Annotated in this window: 11 protein-coding genes; 7 read left to right on the forward strand and 4 right to left on the reverse strand. The window is 40.6% G+C overall.

Annotated elements, in window-relative coordinates:
- Window positions 1–3 precede the first annotated feature (3 nt).
- Complete coding sequence (locus tag BMX11_RS14540; protein WP_090885500.1) at window positions 4–1,851, forward strand: RagB/SusD family nutrient uptake outer membrane protein; 1,848 nt, start codon at window positions 4–6, stop codon at window positions 1,849–1,851.
- 150 nt (window positions 1,852–2,001) lie between these two features.
- On the opposite strand, the gene BMX11_RS14545 is transcribed toward BMX11_RS14540, so the two are convergent.
- Window positions 2,002–2,601, reverse strand: a complete 600-nt coding sequence (locus tag BMX11_RS14545) for a porin family protein (RefSeq protein ID WP_090885502.1) — start codon at window positions 2,599–2,601, stop codon at window positions 2,002–2,004.
- A 243-nt stretch (window positions 2,602–2,844) separates the two neighbouring features.
- Here BMX11_RS14545 and BMX11_RS14550 point away from each other — a divergent pair, with 243 nt between their 5' ends.
- The 6 genes from BMX11_RS14550 (at window position 2,845) to BMX11_RS14575 (ending at window position 13,375) form a co-directional block, all read left to right on the forward strand.
- Window positions 2,845–3,060, forward strand: coding sequence for a hypothetical protein (locus tag BMX11_RS14550; RefSeq protein WP_090885504.1), 216 nt, complete (start codon window positions 2,845–2,847; stop codon window positions 3,058–3,060).
- Window positions 3,061–3,223: 163 nt separating this feature from the next.
- Window positions 3,224–4,915, forward strand: a complete 1,692-nt coding sequence (locus BMX11_RS14555; protein WP_090885506.1) for a S41 family peptidase — start codon at window positions 3,224–3,226, stop codon at window positions 4,913–4,915.
- Window positions 4,916–5,056: 141 nt separating this feature from the next.
- Window positions 5,057–6,376, forward strand: coding sequence for an alpha-L-fucosidase (locus BMX11_RS14560; RefSeq protein WP_090885508.1), 1,320 nt, complete (start codon window positions 5,057–5,059; stop codon window positions 6,374–6,376).
- An 8-nt stretch (window positions 6,377–6,384) separates the two neighbouring features.
- Complete coding sequence (locus BMX11_RS14565; protein ID WP_217643845.1) at window positions 6,385–8,355, forward strand: beta-mannosidase; 1,971 nt, start codon at window positions 6,385–6,387, stop codon at window positions 8,353–8,355.
- A gap of 9 nt (window positions 8,356–8,364) precedes the next feature.
- Complete coding sequence (locus BMX11_RS14570; protein WP_090885512.1) at window positions 8,365–10,614, forward strand: GH92 family glycosyl hydrolase; 2,250 nt, start codon at window positions 8,365–8,367, stop codon at window positions 10,612–10,614.
- Between the two features lie 154 nt (window positions 10,615–10,768).
- Window positions 10,769–13,375, forward strand: a complete 2,607-nt coding sequence (locus BMX11_RS14575) for a glycoside hydrolase family 2 protein (protein ID WP_090885514.1) — start codon at window positions 10,769–10,771, stop codon at window positions 13,373–13,375.
- Between the two features lie 843 nt (window positions 13,376–14,218).
- On the opposite strand, the gene BMX11_RS14580 is transcribed toward BMX11_RS14575, so the two are convergent.
- The 3 genes from BMX11_RS14580 to BMX11_RS14590 form a co-directional block, all read right to left on the reverse strand.
- Window positions 14,219–14,545 carry a 2Fe-2S iron-sulfur cluster-binding protein gene (locus BMX11_RS14580; protein ID WP_090885516.1) on the reverse strand — a complete coding sequence of 109 codons (327 nt, stop codon included), beginning with the start codon at window positions 14,543–14,545 and terminating at the stop codon, window positions 14,219–14,221.
- 39 nt (window positions 14,546–14,584) lie between these two features.
- Window positions 14,585–15,595, reverse strand: coding sequence for an NAD(P)/FAD-dependent oxidoreductase (locus BMX11_RS14585; protein ID WP_090885518.1), 1,011 nt, complete (start codon window positions 15,593–15,595; stop codon window positions 14,585–14,587).
- A 195-nt stretch (window positions 15,596–15,790) separates the two neighbouring features.
- Window positions 15,791–17,917, reverse strand: a complete 2,127-nt coding sequence (locus tag BMX11_RS14590) for a prolyl oligopeptidase family serine peptidase (protein ID WP_090885520.1) — start codon at window positions 17,915–17,917, stop codon at window positions 15,791–15,793.
- Window positions 17,918–17,984: the final 67 nt, after the last annotated feature.

Here is a 17,984-nt window from a genome sequence, read left to right on the forward strand (position 1 = left end):
ATTATGAAAACGAAATATTTCAAATATATAAATGGTTTGGCGCTAGCCTGCGTATTGCTGGTGTCCTGTAATAAAGAAGTGCTTGATCGGCCACCTTTGACATCAATTATCGATGGTGAATTTTGGCGGGGTGAAGATGATGTGCGTATGTATGCCAATGCCTATTACACTAATTTTTTCACCGGCTACAATTCAGGTTTTGGGGTAGATTATACACCAGTAAGGGGTTACACATTTTCAGATGATTTAACTGGCAAAAATGTTCAGATCAACTTTGAAAGCAGTATCCCAACTTCAAGAGGATCGGTTGCGGAAGCGGCAGATTGGATGGGAACTTATGCTGGCCCAACCTGGACTTTTGCCTGGATCCGTAAGTCGAATGTGATGATCGATCGTTTAGATAATGTAGTGAAGCCCAAAATGACCACCGAGGCTTACAACCATTGGTCGGCTGTTGCCCGTTTTTACAGAGGCTTTGAATACAGTCGCTTGGTGAGTGTTTTTGGCGATGTTCCTTATTTTGATAAAGTACCTTTGGATACTGATTTACCCTATTTGTTTAAAGACAGAGACAGCAGAGGGGTGGTTATGGATAAGGTATATGACGATTTTAAATTCGTTATGGCCAACATGCGCGAAAATGATGGTGTTCAGGTGCTTAACAGGTATATTGCTGCGGCATTTATTTCCAGATTAATGCTTTTTGAAGGAACATATGAGCATTATCATGGCATTGATGCCGCCAGAGCAAAAAAATATCTTGAACTTGCAGTAGAAGCTGCAAACTATGTCATCGCCAGCAACAGATACAACTTCAGCCGCGATTTTAAATCTATTTTCTCCAGCGATAATTTGGCTGGTCATCCGGAAGTTTTATTGTACAGAACCTATGATGCAGCATTGGGTGTAACCCACAGCATTGGCTCTTATCAAAACGGAACAGAAGTAGTAGGTGTTGATGCCAATCTGGTGTTGATGAAATCATTTATCATTAATGATGGTAAGGTGTGGCAAAATTCTGGTGTAGCAGGTGCCAATTCATTTACCATTGCCGATATGGTGAAAACCAGAGATCCGCGTTTTGAAGCTTCATTTTATGATAAGGCATTGCCCGCTTCGGCAACTTTGCTTTATGGCTTTAAATATGCTTCTAGAGAAGCTTTAACCTTTATCGGAAAAACTTATCCGGCAGCCTGGGGAAGCAATACCAATACCAGCGATGCGCCTATTATACGCTTAGGAGAGGTGGTACTCAACTGGATCGAAGCCAAAGCCGTTTTAGCTCAATATTTCTCTGGTCCTGCAGTAACACAGGCTGATATTGATAAATCCATCAATGCGATACGCAATCGCCCGCTGGATGCTGCTGCAATTGCTAAAGGTGTAGTTAAAACAGCACCTTTAAACTTGGGTATTTTACCGGTTGATCCTGCCCGCGATAGTGATGTTCCGGAGCTCATCTGGGAGATTCGCAGAGAGAGACGTATGGAATTTGTATTTGAATACAGCCGGCTGTTAGATTTAAAACGCTGGAAAAAACTCAATTATATGAATTTCAGTACCAATCCTGATTACTTTCTCGGTCCTTGGGTAAATGTTCAAACAGAGGCATCTGTATACTTAACCCCGGCAAACGCAACCGCTAAAAATGTAAAGGTGAAAAAGGCTGATGGTACAGTAGTCACTTACGATGGTACCAATGCTGCCGCAATGGTGGGCTATTGGATGGTTACGAATGCCACCAACAGAAATGCCTTTACAGATAGGGCTTACTTAGCTCCTGTTGGACAGGCACAGATTATTCAATACCAGGATAAGGGATATAAACTCACTCAAACCACCGGTTGGTAGGTTTGACTATGTGAAACGATAAAGGGCTGTGTCATAAATATCGATTGTCATCCTGAGCTTGCCGATGTAAAATCGGGACAAGTTTTCGAAGGATAATCGAAGTTACATTTATGATACAGCCCCTTTATTTTTTTGATTGGGTTGGGCAGATTAAAGAATTTTAAAGCCTAAACTCAATTGGAATAAGTTTGGTGTTTGCTTGTATTTTTCGCTTTTACTGATGTTAGAAACACCTGCTTCGTAACGTAAATCAACAGAGATGCTACCTACATCTACACCTGCGCCCGCCTGAATACCGAATGCCTGATTTTTGTAGTCGCCAAAATCTGTAGCCTGGTTAAAAGCAGAGCTAAAAGTCGTATTCTCATCCAAAACCAATGAAAGTACCGGCCCGGCCATTACACGGAAATTCAGATTTTTGCTTCCGAATTTAGTTCCCAATAATAAAGGAATATCCAGCGTGGTAAATTTTACCTTGCCTTCTGCAGAAACTTCATTTCCATTATCTTGTGTAATGCTAATGAACTTATTGCCCTTGCTGCCAATATAGGCCTCTGGCTGTAAGTAAACGCTGTTACCTATCCGTGCCCATGCACCAATTTGATAACCCAAACGATTTTCTTCTTTGGCAAAATCAGCATTGATTTTGGCCAAATTTACGCCCGCCTTAACCCCTAGGTTAAAACTTTGTGCCTGGGATGTTGCCCAACCTAGGGTTAGGAAAACAACAGAAAAGATGATCTTTTTCATAATTTATTTTTGTTTTTGTAATGTTTTCGGTGTTTAACTAATAACACAGGTTATCATTCATTATTCTGCACCTGATTTAAGGTTAAATCATGAGATATTAACCTACATTAGATTTTACAACGGCTGTTTAACACAATTATCATGCTAAAATGATCTGTAGATTACAGCTTTTTTACTTTTGCTTGAATAAAGCCATTAACCTGCCACAAATATTTTTTACTTTTGCCCTAAATAAATTTTGCTATGGCTAATTTTCAATTAACATCTGAGACTGCATTTAAGGTAAAAACCAAGTTTTTAAGAAAGTACCGTGACCTCGCCAACGAACCACTTGATTTTACACCAGGCAACGAAGATAAGCTGGTTGAAGATTTAATGCGTTTGGTTAAGCGCGATCGTACTTACGTGGAATTTACTATTCAAAAGGCCCTGGCGGATACAAAAGGCAACAGACTGTAGGTAAATACAGCAGAAGTAACGCTTAAATTACCTTTTTAAGCTTCCTGAGCTATTTTTAATCTTTGGGTGTTTTCGTACATTTACCATTGTACAATTTCTATTCATACATCTACCCGCAAGAATATCTAATTAATGCTTGTGTTCGGTTATAAAAAATAAGGGCATGAAAAAGCTTAGGTTTGGATTATTGGCTGCCGCATCTGGTATCGCCATTCTATCTTTCTCCTTCAAGGAAGATTTGTTTCTGGTATCTAAAAACTTAGATATTTTCGCCACACTTTATAAAGAAATCAATATCAACTACGTGGATGAAACCAATGCACCAGCGTTGATGAAAACCGGTATTGATGCCATGCTCGACAGTCTGGATCCTTACACAGAATATGTTCCTGAATCCGAAATAGAAGATTACAAACTAAAATATGTAAGTACTCAGTATGGCGGCATTGGGGCTAGCACGGTATTTATTGATGGAAAACTGTATGTAAATGAAGTGAGTGAAGGCTATCCCGCATTTAAATCGGAAGTTAAACCCGGCGATCAATTATTGAAGATTAATGGCATAGAAGTTAAAGGAAAAGAAAGAGCAGAAATTAGTCAGTTGCTACGAGGCCCAAAAGGAACGGCAGTTGATTTAATCTTCAACAGAGAAGGAAAAGAAATAGCCAAAAAACTAATCAGGGAAGAAATAAAACAACCCAATGTTTCTTACTCAGGTATGGTTGGTGATGGTGTTGGTTACATCAAATTAGATAAATTCCTGGAAAACTCAGGCCAGGAGGTGAAAGATGCCCTGGTAGCGATTCAAAAAGAAAATCCAAAGGGAATCATTCTCGATTTAAGAAACAACGGTGGTGGGATTTTGCAGGAAGCAGTTAAAATTGTTAACCTGTTTGTAGATAAAGATCAGCTGGTGGTTACCCAAAAGGGAAAAAATGTAGAAAAAACCATAGCTTATAAAACACTTCAGGCACCTTATGCCGCCAATTTACCTGTCGTAGTGTTGGTAAATGGAAACTCGGCCTCCGCTTCAGAAATTGTGGCGGGTTCTTTGCAAGATTTAGATCGTGCAGTAGTTATCGGACAAAGAAGCTACGGAAAAGGCCTGGTGCAACAAACCTTCAATCTTCCCTATAACAGCCTGGTAAAGGTAACCGTAGCTAAATATTATACGCCATCTGGCCGATGCATTCAAAAGCTAGATTATGCACATAAAAATGCAGACGGAAGAGCAACACAGTTTGCCGATTCTACCGTTACCATGTATCAAACTAAGGCAGGTAGAAACGTTTATAGCGGTAATGGCGTTTACCCGGATGTAGTAGTGGATGCAATGCGTTTAAGCCCCATAACGATCAATATGATTAATAAAAGTCTGTTTTTTAACTACGCCAATCAGTATAAAAAGAATAAGCCAACCCTAAGTTCAGCTAAAACATTTCAAATTACCGATGCAGAATACGCTGCATTTACCAATAGCCTGGCAGATAAAGATCTTACCTATCAAAGCAGAACCGAACGTTTGCTTTCTGATTTAAGAGCAGAGGCCGAAAGGGAAAATAAATCGGCAGAAGTTAAAACAGATCTCGAAAACCTGAAATATAAACTTACCTCAGCCAAGAAAACAGATTTGGAGCACCATAAATCGGAGATTAAACGCGTGTTGGAAACACAGATTGTAAGCCGGTATTTTTATGAAAAAGGCCGTATTGAGCAAAGTTTTCAATATGATAAGGAGCTTGTAGCAGCGAAATCACTCTTCAATAACCAGCCACAAATTTTAGCCATTTTAAAAGGAGACGGTAACTACAAAGTAATCGGAAAACCCGGAAAAGCAGTAGCCTCAATTGATTAAAGCCGTAACAATAATCTTTCATTTCGCCCAATTCGTTAAAACTTTTTAAATTTTTTATTAAGTTGCGTTGAAATTATAATTAAGCTTGAAAATACCTGGGCTAACCACCCTTGTTTTGCTTGAATTTCTCAACTAAGGCACATGAAAAAAGTTCTACTTATTGCACTGGTTTTGCTCAGCACTAAGCTTTTGGCGCAAAATTACAGTCCTTCAGCAACCAACCTCGAAAATAGAAAATGGTTTGCAGATGCCCGCTTTGGGCTTTTCATTCACTGGGGGCCATTTAGTATCCCCGGAAGTGGAGAATGGGTAATGAATGAAAGAAAATTAAACGTTCATAATTACACCAACCTTAAAGATTTCTTTAATCCCATCGATTTTAATGCGGCCCAATGGGTTTCCATGGCTAAAAATGCAGGCATGAAATACATTACCCTCATTACCCGTCACCATGATGGTTTTAGCATGTGGGATACCAAATATTCTGACTTCAACATCATGAACACGCCTTACAAAAAGGATATTGTTAAAATGATGGCCGATGAATGCCATAAACAAGGCATTAAGCTTTATCTGTACTACTCTTTGTTAGATTGGCGCAGAGAAGATTATCCGCACGAAACAGGTAGAACTGGCCAAAATTCGGGAAGAACGGGAAAAGGCGATTACGCCAGTTACCTGCAGTTTATGAAAAATCAGCTAACCGAATTATTAACCAATTATGGTGAAATATCCGGAATCTGGTTTGATGGACATTGGGATCAGACTGCTCCAGAGGGTGAAAAAGACAGAAGTTCGCGCATTGACTGGAAGTATGACGAAATTTATGGCTTAATCCACAAACTTCAGCCACAGTGTATGATTGGCAACAACCACCACATGAGCCCTTTTGATGGAGAAGATTTCCAGATGTTTGAACGTGACTTACCGGGAGAAAATAAATCAGGACTCAGTTTTCAAACTGCATCGAACAAATTGCCGGTAGAAACCTGCGAAACCATTTCCAGCTCATGGGGATACAATTTGTCTGATAACCACTATAAATCTACCGCAGAATTGGTGCAAATGCTTGCTAAAGCTGCTGGTTTGGGTACAAACCTGTTGTTAAACATTGGCCCAATGCCTAGCGGAAAAGTTCAACCAGAATTTCAGGAACGTTTAGCAGCGGTTGGCGAGTGGTTAAAGGTAAATGGCGAAAGTATCTACGGTACCCATGCAGGCTATACCAAGCCACAAGATTGGGGTTGCATCACCGAGAAGGAAGGAAAAATGTATTTACACGTTTTTAAAGCAACACCTGAAATTAAGCTGAGCAATTTCCCATACAAAAAAATTAAATCTGCTTATTTCCTCCAGGATAAAAAGAGCCTGAAATATACACTGAATAAAGGAGTATTCAACATCAACGCTAACGTAGCAGGCCAAAGCCCTGATCAGGTAATTGTATTAGAAATCAAATAGAAATGAACGTGAAAGTTAAAATAATCGGCTGTTTATTTTTGTTTGGATCGCTTACCGCTCGGGCGCAGGTTCAAAAGATTACTGATGGCTGGCAGTTTCAGGAACAGGATGCTGCACAGTGGCTTCCAGCTAAGGTGCCTGGCGAAGTGCACCTTGATCTTCTGGCCAATAAGCAAATTCCCGATCCTTTTTACAGAGACAATGAGAAGAAGCTGCAATGGATAGAAAGGGAAAACTGGGACTATAAAGTGAAGTTTGAAGTGCCATCAGCAACCTTAAATAAGAAAAATGTTGAACTCGTTTTTGATGGTCTGGATACTTATGCAGATGTTTATTTGAATGGAAAAAGAATCCTTCAGGCCAATAATATGTTTCGCCAGTGGAAAGTAGATGTAAAAGCCCTTTTAAAAGCTTCCAATCAGCTTTTTATACGCTTTAAATCGGCACAAAACACAGTTGATTCTATGGCTAAGGCCGATCTGCCTTACGTAATTCCAGATAACCCGAGAGCTTATGTGCGCAAGGCACAATTTCACTTTGGCTGGGATTGGGGACCTAAATTAACTACCGCTGGCATTTGGAAAGAAGTAAGGCTGGAGGCCTATGATGTTAAACCTAAGGAAAAAGCATTTGTTCCGCCTGTAAAGGTAGAATTGGTGCAGCAGCCCGATAAAGATGGAAAAAGCTTTTATTTTAAGATCCAAAGTAAAACGATTTATGTAAAGGGCGCAAACTATATCCCTTCAGATGCTTTTGTAAGCAGAATGACTAAAAACGACTACCGAAAAGTATTGTCGATGGCTAAAGATGCCAACATGAATATGCTCAGGGTTTGGGGCGGCGGAATATATGAGAGCGACGATTTTTACGACCTTTGCGACTCGCTGGGGATTTATGTTTGGCAGGATTTTATGTTTGCCGGTGCCATGGTGCCAGGCGATAAAGCCTTTTTCGATAATGTAAGGGAAGAAGTGAAATACCAGGTTAAAAGACTCAGACATCACAAGAGCATCGTGCTTTGGTGTGGAAACAATGAAGTAGATGAAGCCTTTAACCGTTGGGGCTGGCAGAAATCCTTTCGCATCTCCCCTGCCGATTCGGCTAAACTCTGGAATGATTACACCCGCTTATTTAGAGATAGTATCCCGAAATGGGTTAAGGAGGTTGACGGTAGCCGACCTTATATCAGCACTTCGCCAAAATATGGCTGGGGCGTGAAAAATAGCTTTACCGAAGGCGATAGCCATTATTGGGGCGTTTGGTGGGGTGGAGAAGATTTTGAGGTCTTTGAAAATAAAACAGGTCGTTTTGTGAGCGAATACGGCATGCAGGCCATGCCCAATTATCAAAGTCTTTTAAAAATTACCGAACCTCAGGATCGATACCTTTTCTCTGATGTTTTGCAAAACCACCAAAGAGCCGGAAATGGTTACGATAAGCTGGCGGTTTATTTAAAATCGTATATGGTAGATTCGGCACAGCTGAAGAAACTTTCGCTCGAAGATTATACTTATCTTACTCAATGCGTACAATATTATGGATTCAAAAATATGATCCTCATTCATCGCAGTAAGGCTCCGTATAATATGGGAACACTCCTCTGGCAATTGAACGATTGCTGGCCAGTGGAGAGCTGGAGCATCACCGATTACTATAACCGGGCACCAAAAGCCGCCTGGTATGCCGTTAAAGAAGCTTATCGCGACGATATCCGCATTAAAAGAGATACTGTAAAACCAAAGGATTTAAACCTTAGCGATCCGAAAATTACTTACGAAGTAAAAGGAAACACCATTAAACTTAAAGCTTCGGCCTTTGCCAAATATGTATTTGTAGATATTGAGGGCTACAATGGCAAATTGAGCGATAACTATTTTGATCTCGAAGCCAACAAGGAAAAGACCATCACTTTATCGGGTACAGCAGCCACCAATAACATTAAAATTAAATCCCTCTGGGACGTAACGCATAAATATTAAACCAACACAATGAAAATCAGAGCATCGAAGTTTACCTTCATCATTAGCGCCTTTCTCTTCACCAGTGCCCAGGCACAGCGAAAAAGTAGTCTCACGCAGTACGTAGACCCATTAATTGGCTCTGCAAAGCACGGGCACGTTTTTGTAGGTGCAAATGTACCTTTTGGTGCAGTACAGTTAGGCCCCAACAACATTATGGAAGGTTGGGATTGGTGTAGTGGATACAACTATGTAAGCAATACCATTACCGGCTTTTCACATACCCATTTAAGTGGAACGGGAATTGGCGATTTGGGCGATCTTTCTATTATGCCTGCCACAGGACAATTAATCCTCGAAAAAGGCAAAAAAGGTGAAGAAGATAAAGGATACCTTTCTAAGTTTACCCATGAAAATGAGGTAGCAAAGGCAGGATATTACAGTGTTTTATTGGAAAAATACGGTATTAAAGCCGAATTATCGGCAACCCCACGTGTAGGTTTTCATCAATATACTTTTAAGCCCAATGCAGAAAATCCGCACATTATGCTCGATCTGGTAGAGGGAATTGGTTGGGATGCTCCTACCTCAGTATCGTTAAAGCAAATTGATGCAACTACAATTGTAGGACACAGAAATTCAAAAGGATGGGCAGACGATCAGCGCTTATCTTTTGTGATTAAGCTTTCTCAGCCCATCAATAATTTCACCATTTACGATGAAGGTAAGGCACAAAAAGGTACCGATGTTAAAGCAAAAAAACTGACTGCGGTTGTTGGTTTCAAAAATATCAATAACAACATATTGCAAATTAAAGTGGCTTTATCGCCGGTGAGCATCGAAAATGCAATCCTTAACTTAAATACAGAATTACCGGGATGGGATTTTAAATCTACCGTGAAGAAGGCAGATATGCAGTGGGAAAAAGAGCTGGCGAAGGTAAAAATCAATGCTTCTAATACCACCAAGAAAATATTTTACACTGCGCTTTATCACACCATGGTAGCGCCGTCTCTTTATAATGATGTAAATAAGGATTACAGAGGATCAGATCAGAAGATTTATAAAAAAGGCAACTTTACTAACTACACTACCTTCTCCTTATGGGATACTTACCGCGCAGCTAATCCGTTGTATACCATTTTACATCAGGATCGTGTAAACGATATCGTTAATACGATGTTGGCCATTTACCAGCAGCAAGGAAAGCTTCCGGTTTGGCATTTAATGGGTAATGAAACCAATACCATGGTGGGCTATCATGCTGTTCCGGTAGTGGTAGATGCTTATTTGAAGGGATACAGAGGCTTTGATGTCAAATTAGCTTACGAAGCAGTTAAACAATCTGCCATGCAGAAAACAAATGGTATCGAATATATCCAGAACTTAGAATTTATTCCGGCAGAAAAGGTTGGTGAGTCTGTAGCGAAAGCGTTAGAATATGCTATTGATGATTACTGCATTGCACAAATGGCCAAGGCTATGGGCAACACTAAAGATTACGAGTATTTCAGCAAACGTGCTCAGTTGTACAAAAAGTATTTCGACCCGCAAACACGTTTTATGCGTGGCCGTTTAACCGATGGCTCATGGCATTTGCCTTTCGATCCGCTTAGATCGTTACACCGTGGTGATGATTATACCGAAGGTAATGCGTGGCAATATACCTGGTTGGTACCTCAGGATGTAAAAGGACTGATCAATTTGTTTGGTAGCGATCAATCTTTCACTACTAAGTTAGATTCTTTGTTTACTACTCCTTCTGCGTTAACTGAAGCCAGTTCTCCAGATATTTCTGGTTTAATTGGCAACTATGCTCAAGGGAATGAACCAGGTCACCACATCCCATATCTTTATGCCTATGCGGGTCAGCCATGGAAAACGGCAGATTTAATCCGTAGAATAGACAATGAATTTTATACCTCAAAACCTGATGGTATATGCGGTAACGAAGATGTTGGCCAGATGAGTGCCTGGTATGTATACACGGCCATGGGCTTTTATCCGGTAAATCCTGCAAACGGCACCTATGTTTTCGGTACACCATTGGTAAATGAGGCCACTATCGCGCTTAAGGGCAATAAGAAATTCAGTATTAAGGTAATTGATAATAGTGCAGCAAATAAATACATCCAAAAGGTGGTAATTAATGACAAAGCTTACACTAAATCTTACCTGCTACATCAAACTATTATGAATGGCGGAACAATGCAGATCTATATGGGCAGCAAGCCTTCGGCAACATGGGGTGTAGCGAAAGCCGACAGACCTTTAAATTAGTATCAAGTATATAGTATCGAGTAGCAGACGTTGGTTTATCGACTAATCTTGCAACTCGATACTTGTTACCTGTTTCTTGATACTTGCTACTTTTCTCTTGATACTTGTTTCTTGTCTCTCGATACTAATTCCTTGTCTCTTGATACTAAAAAATATGAAAAAACTATACTTCCTTTTACTATTAAGCCTAGGCTATGAGGCTCAGGCGCAAAACAAGTACGAACTGAACCAGGGTTGGGTTTGTGAAAATGTGAAGCAGGTTAAGGCCGATGGTTCAGCACTTTCAAATCCTGGGTTCTCGCTAAATGGCTGGATGCCAGCCACGGTTCCTGGAACGGTACTTACTACCCTTTTAAATAATCAAAAAGTTCCCGATCCATTTTATGGAATGAACAATGAGAAAATTGCCGATATCTATAAAACAGGTAACGACCACTATACTTATTGGTTTGTGAAGGATTTTAATGAAAAAGCAATTGGAAACGAACAGGTGTGGCTCCAGTTTAGGGGAATCAACTATAAAGCATCCATCTTTCTTAATGGAAAAAAAGTAAATACCACTCCACACGAAGGGATGCACCTGAGGGCACAATACAACATTACCAGGCTGCTCTCTGCTACAGGTAAGAACCGTTTGGCGGTCATTGTATACCCACCAGATGTAGTTGGCAATCCAAATGGAGGTCAGGGAGGAGATGGTACCATAGCAAAGGGCCTAACCACACAATATACCGCTGGCTGGGATTGGATTCAGCCCACCAGAGATCGCAATACAGGGATTTGGGATAAGGTAACCATAGAGAAAACTAAATCTATAAACATCCAGAATCCTCATGTAGTTACCTTAGTGCCCGGAAAACGTAATCCTGATGGAAAGCAAGCTCCCGCAATAATAAAATTTAGTGTAGAAGTAGAAAATCCGACGGCTAAACCCGTTTCCGGAACACTACAGTACCAAATTGCGGGAAAAACCATCCAGAAAGCAGTAACTATTGCCGCTAATAGCAACAGCGAAATTAAATTTCCCGACTTTACCCTCGAGAACCCTAAGCTTTGGTGGCCTAGTGGCTACGGTGCACAAAATTTATATCCTGTTGAGGTTAAATTTATGAGTAACCAGCAAACTTTAGATCAAGAACGCTTAAATGTGGGCGTTCGTCAGATTGATAACATTTGGAATGCACATACCCAAAGCATGGGAGCTTACGTGAACGGCCAGAAAATTTTTGTAAAAGGTGGAAACTGGATCATTTCTGATGCCATGCTTCGCTTTACCGATGCACGTTACGATGCTGAAGTACGTTACCACAAAGACATGAATCTTAACTTGATCAGGATTTGGGGTGGAGCATTGTTAGAAAGGCCTGAATTTTATAATGCCTGTGATAAGTACGGCTTGCTGGTTTTCCAGGACTTTTGGTTCAGTGGCGATTGTAATGGACGTTGGGTAGATCCGCTGAAAAAGGAAGATCAATGGACCAGGCGTAAATATCCTGACAACCATCCATTGGTTCTAGCCGCCATGGAAGATGGAATTAAACTCATTAGAAATCACGCTTCACTGGCTTTCTGGTGTGGTGGTAATGAAATTACGCCTCCTGAAGATATTCTTCAACCGCTTAAAAACGATTTGTTACCCAGGTTAGATGGTACCCGCCAGTTTTTCGATTTCTCTAACAGTGATGAGATGTCGTTTAACAGTTTAGGTGGTAATGGTGATGGCCCTTATGGCATTCAGCATCCGAAAAGCTTTTGGGGCACCCGAACTTTTCCTTACAATTCGGAAGTAGGATCGGTTGGTGTTGGCGATTATGTTTCCTTGCAGCGTTTTATCCCTAAAGAAAACCTGATTGCTCCACAAAATAAAAACAAAGCCGATTCGGTTTGGGAATACCATAAATACATTGGTTATGATGGGCATATCGACCCATATGGGAAAGCCAAAAGTGCAGAAGATTTTGCCATGAAAGCACAATTGGTTAACTACGATCAGTATAGGGCGCTAATGGAAGGTTTTTCTTCACACATGTGGGATTGGTATACCGGATCTATTATCTGGAAAACACAAAACCCATGGACGGCTTTAAGAGGCCAGATGTACGATTATTACCTTGATCCTAACGCTTGCCTTTACGGATTGAGAAAAGGCAGTGAGCCGCTCCATATTATGCTCAATCCGCTCGATAGTATGGTGTCTGTTGTGAATAATGGTTTCAGTACGCACAATAGTTTAATGATTCAGGCTAAAGCTTATGATATGGATGGAAAAGAATACTTCTATTCGCAGGTATTCAATTCTATTGGCCCCTCTTCGGTTAGAAAGTTCTTCCCATTAAATGAGTTTTTAACCAAATTGGACAAGAAGGAAGGTGTATTTGTTTCGCTGAAACTGATGAATGAACAACAGCAGGCTTTAAGTGAGAATATTTATTGGATGGCTGATCATGACGGTAATTACAAGGGTTTGCAAAGTATTAAACAAACTAAGCCCACAATTACAGCCCTTCAAAAAGATAAGCATCAGGTTGCAGTTACGTTGAGCAATGCGAATGGAAATCCTGTAGCATTCTTTAATCGTATAGCCTTGATTAATAAGCAAACCGGCGAACGTATTTTACCTGCATTCTATGATGATAATTATGTGAGCATTTTACCTGGTGAAAGCAGAACGATTACAGTAGAATACCCAGGAACAGAGCGCAACCTGGCTGTTGAGGTTTATGGTTGGAATGTAGCTAAAGAGGTTGTAGAGGTTCGGTAGTTATTCTGCTGTCGTATCCTGCGAAATTAACCTACCGGTTGGTGTCTCACCGGCCGGAATAATTTTTCTTTTACTTTTCCCTATTTGTGGCGTCTCCAATGCTGTTAACTTAAGGAGAAAACTAAAATGGATTGTCATCCTGAGCCTGTCGAAGGGCAATCTATTTTAGTTTTCGACTTATTAACCACTTTTCCCTAGTTGTAGCGTCTCGCTACAACTTTGCATTTGCCTTATTATTGGTTTTGATAGGGAGAGGCACTCATGTTCTTCTATGGCTTATATGGTTGAATCCTTTTTTACCATGTAAGGCATGTAAGTTCATTGTAATAACCACCCCTGCCTACTCACATTCCATCCGCACCCCCTCCTTGAAAAAAGGAGGGGAGTTGCGACCGCCTAAAATTCTTCGAGGATTTTTCCGTGTGTTCTGGGTTTCCGTGGCTGAATGCAAGTGATTTTAACCTACCGGTTGGTGTCTCACCGGCCGGAATAATTTTTCTTTTACTTTCCCTAGTTGTAGCGTCTCGCTACGACTTTGCATTTGCCTTATTATTGGCTGATAGCGAGAGGCTATCATGTTCTTCTATGGCTTATATGGTTCAATCCTTTTTTACCATGTAAGGCATGTAAGTTCATTGTAGTAACCACCCCTGCCTACTCACATTCCATCCGCACCCCCTCCTTGAAAAAAGGAGGGGAGTTGCGACCGCCTAAACCTCCTGGAGGATTTTTCCGTGTGTTCTGGGTTTCCGTGGCTGAATGCAAGTAATTTTTAAACCATAAGCAACAAAAAAGGCGACACTTTTCAGTATCGCCTTTATATTTTATAGCTTTTTTTTCAGCTTAGCTTACGCCATGTAATTTAACTTTAAGGCCGTCCATGTTGTTGTTTAATTGCAACTGACAAGCTAAACGAGAGTTCGGTAATAAGTCAGGCAAAGTATCCAGCATGGCATACTCATCATCTGTCATTTCGTTTAGTTTTTCCTCTCCTTCCAAAACATCAACACAGCAGGTTGCGCATAATGCCATTCCGCCACAAGTGGCTAAAATATCATATTCAGAAGCCTTTAAAAATTCCATCAAACTTAAGCCCATATCTGTTGGTGCTTCGTGAGATGTAACCGAACCATCCGGTTCTTGCATGTATATTGTGATGTTATTTTCCATTGTTTACCTTTTTTACGGGGCAAATATAAGAGAAAGCACTTAAAATTCTGAAACTCCGTTTACAGTTGTGTATTTCATGGTATATTTAACACCAGGGTTCATGTATTGGTAAGCACTGTGGCTCATCAATGCTGCCTCGTGGAAACCACAAAGAATTAGTTTCAACTTGTTTGTATAGGTGTTAATATCGCCAATGGCATAAATACCAGGGATGTTAGTCGAATAATCGTCAGTATTTACTTCAATGGCACTTTTACTGATGTTCAGGTTCCATTCTTCAATTGGGCCTAACTTAGGACTTAAACCGAATAAAGGAATTAAATGATCGGCCTCCACAATGGTTTTCTCCATGCTGCGGTTTTGGATAATTTCTACCTGCTCTAATTTATCAGTACCATGAACAGCGTTTAAGTTACTGTTTAGAATCAGGTTAATTTTTCCGCTTTCGGCAAGCTTCATCACTTTGTTTACCGAATCTGGCGCACCACGGAAGCTCTCGCTTCTGTGCACTAAAGTTAATTCAGAACAAACCTCAGCTAAGTAAATGGTCCAGTCGAGGGCAGAATCACCACCACCGGCAATCACCATTCTTTGATCGCGGTATTTCTCCGGATCAAGAATCATGTAGTTTACACCTTTACCATTCTCAAAGTTCTCCAGGTTTTCTACCGCAGGTTTACGGGGCTCAAAACAACCCAAACCACCAGCAATTACCACAACCTTAGCTTCGATAATAGTACCCATGTTCGTGGTTAAAACAAAATCTGCTTCGCCACGCTTTTCTAAACCTTCAATACGCTCACCCAAAGTAAAGGTTGGATGAAAAGGCTTCGCCTGTTCCATCAGATTATCGATAAGCTCCTGGGCCAAAACAGATGGATAACCCGGGATATCATATATCGGTTTTTTGGGGTAAATTTCAGAAAGCTGACCACCAACCTGTGGAAGGTAATCAATTAAATGACAACGCATTTTTAACAAACCGGCTTCGAAAATGGCAAATAAACCAACCGGACCAGCACCTATTACGGCTATATCAGTAGAGATCATTCAAAAAAATTTGTCGCAAAGTTACGAAATAAACTATTATTAATTACGCTATTTAGAAATATTCTAGATAATTCTGTAATCTTATTGTATTCAGTATTTTATATGCTTTGAGTTCGCTAAAAACAAAAGTTAACGGTTTTTAGCGAACTATAGCAAATTATAATTGGTCTATAGGTTTAGTGGGAAATTACTTTTTTACCAGTTCATTCCCAAGTTTTGAAATACAAAACTCCAAACATCTGTCGCCTCTTCAATCAGTTTTGCAGTTGGTTTACCAGCCCCATGCCCTGCTTTAGTTTCAATTCTAATAAGCATCGGATTTTCTCCCTTATACTTCTCCTGTAAAGTAGCTGCAAATTTGAAAGAGTGTGCCGGTACTACACGGTCATCATGATCGGCGGTAGTAATTAAGGTTGCAGGGTAGTTAACACCCGACTTAATTTGGTGTAATGGAGAGTATTTGATCAGGTAGTTGAAATCAGTTTCCTTTTCGCTACTGCCATATTCTACCACCCAACCCCATCCAACGGTAAATTTATGGTAGCGCAGCATATCCAAAACTCCAACGGCAGGTAATGCAACTTTAAAAAGTTCAGGTCTTTGGGTCATGCAGGCACCAACCAAAAGCCCCCCGTTAGAGCCGCCAGAGATGGCTATTTTACCGGGATTGGTATATTTTTCCTTAATCAGATATTCTGCGGCAGCGATAAAATCATCAAAAACATTTTGTTTCTTTTCGAGCATTCCGGCTTTATGCCAGGCTTCCCCGTACTCGCTCCCACCACGTAAGCTGGGTTGTACATAAATTCCTCCCTTCTCCAGGAAAAGCATTCTGGATAAGCTGAATGCCGGTGTCAAACTGATTTGAAATCCGCCGTAGGCATAAAGATAAACGGGGTTATTGCCATCCAGCTTGATGCCTTTTTTATGCACAATAAACATGGGTACTTTGGTTCCGTCTTTTGAGGTAAAGAACACCTGTTTAGTTTCGAAATTTTCAGTGTTGGCCTTCAGCTCTGATTTTTTATACAGGGTAGATGAAGCCTGGGCAATATCATACCGGTATATGGTACCTGGCGTAGTAAAATTGGTAAAAGTGTAGAAAAATTCCTGGTCAGATTTATAGCCGCCAAACCCGGCAACGGTGCCAATATCTGGCAATTGTACTGCTCTGATTTGCTTTCCGGTTAAATCGAACTGAATAATGTTGGTGCTTGCATCCTTCAGGTAAGATGCCCATAAAAAACCACCACCAGTAGAAATTCCTTCTAAAGCCAGTTGGGATTCTGGAATAACCTTCTGCCAGTTTTCAGGATCAGGGTGCTTGGGGTCTACCAATACCACTTGCTTGTTTTCTGCATTAAGGTCGGTGTTGAGCAGGAGCTTATCCCCTACATTATCTACAATACTATGGTTGTGCTCATAGCCTTTTACCAGCAGTGCTATTTTGCTGTCGGGGGCTTTCAGATCCTGATAAAATAAAGCGTTCCCTGAGGTGCCGGCACTGGCGTAAATAATTAAAAACCGCTCATCTTCGGTAACACTGGCACCAAAGTATAAATTGGGATTGCTCTTGTCTTCAAAAATTAGCTGATCGGCTGTTTGAGGATCACCCAATTTGTGGAAATAAACCTTTTGATGCTTGTTAGCGGCAGAAAGATCGGTCCCTTTAGCTGGCTCATCAAACTTGCTGTAGTAGAATCCATCACCTTTCCAGGCGGCACCAGAAAACTTAGTCCATTTCAGTTCGTCTGCAAGTTTTTTCTTGGTAGCTACCTCCATCACATAAATATTGCTCCAGTCAGATCCAGATTGGGCAACAGAGTAGGCGATGTATTTCTTATCGTTAGAAAAGCCCAATAGCGAAACGGATGCGGTTCCATCGGCGGTTAGTTTATTGGGATCGAGAAAAAGCTCTTCTTTTGCATCTAAACCTTTTTTAATATACCAGATGCTTTGATTTTGTAAACCGTCATTTTTGGTCAGGAAATAGTATTCTCCTACTTTAAAGGGAGCCGATGCTTTGGGGTAATTCCAGATTTCGGTTAATCGCTTTTTAATATCATCCCGAAAAGGAATTTGAGAGAGATAATGCTGGGTTACTTTATTCTCTGCATCTACCCAAACTTTGGTTTCTGCTGAAGTATCGTTTTCCAGCCAACGGTAAGGATCGGCTATGATGGTGCCAAAATAATTGTCTGTTGTGCTGTCTTTTTGGGTTACTGGATATTTCATTAAGGTAATTTTTGCTGCTGGTTGTTTACTTTGCTTACAAGCGAAAAGGCTCAATACAAATAAGCCCATTACAAATTGTTTTTTCATGCCGGAGTAGATTTATTTACCAATATATGTTTTTTCGTGCGGCCTTTTCTGCTTTAACCTTTTTGCA

It is taken from the genome of Pedobacter rhizosphaerae, assembly GCF_900111155.1.
GTDB lineage: Bacteria > Bacteroidota > Bacteroidia > Sphingobacteriales > Sphingobacteriaceae > Pedobacter > Pedobacter rhizosphaerae.

Excerpts from the sequence above, each read along its gene's own strand:
- BMX11_RS14540 (WP_090885500.1), top strand. The coding sequence starts at position 4 with ATGAAAACGAAATATTTCAAATATATAAATGGTTTGGCGCTAGCCTGC.
- BMX11_RS14545 (WP_090885502.1), bottom strand. The coding sequence starts at position 2,601 with ATGAAAAAGATCATCTTTTCTGTTGTTTTCCTAACCCTAGGTTGGGCA.
- BMX11_RS14550 (WP_090885504.1), top strand. The coding sequence starts at position 2,845 with ATGGCTAATTTTCAATTAACATCTGAGACTGCATTTAAGGTAAAAACC.
- BMX11_RS14555 (WP_090885506.1), top strand. The coding sequence starts at position 3,224 with ATGAAAAAGCTTAGGTTTGGATTATTGGCTGCCGCATCTGGTATCGCC.
- BMX11_RS14560 (WP_090885508.1), top strand. The coding sequence starts at position 5,057 with ATGAAAAAAGTTCTACTTATTGCACTGGTTTTGCTCAGCACTAAGCTT.
- BMX11_RS14570 (WP_090885512.1), top strand. The coding sequence starts at position 8,365 with ATGAAAATCAGAGCATCGAAGTTTACCTTCATCATTAGCGCCTTTCTC.
- BMX11_RS14575 (WP_090885514.1), top strand. The coding sequence starts at position 10,769 with ATGAAAAAACTATACTTCCTTTTACTATTAAGCCTAGGCTATGAGGCT.
- BMX11_RS14580 (WP_090885516.1), bottom strand. The coding sequence starts at position 14,545 with ATGGAAAATAACATCACAATATACATGCAAGAACCGGATGGTTCGGTT.
- BMX11_RS14585 (WP_090885518.1), bottom strand. The coding sequence starts at position 15,595 with ATGATCTCTACTGATATAGCCGTAATAGGTGCTGGTCCGGTTGGTTTA.
- BMX11_RS14590 (WP_090885520.1), bottom strand. The coding sequence starts at position 17,917 with ATGAAAAAACAATTTGTAATGGGCTTATTTGTATTGAGCCTTTTCGCT.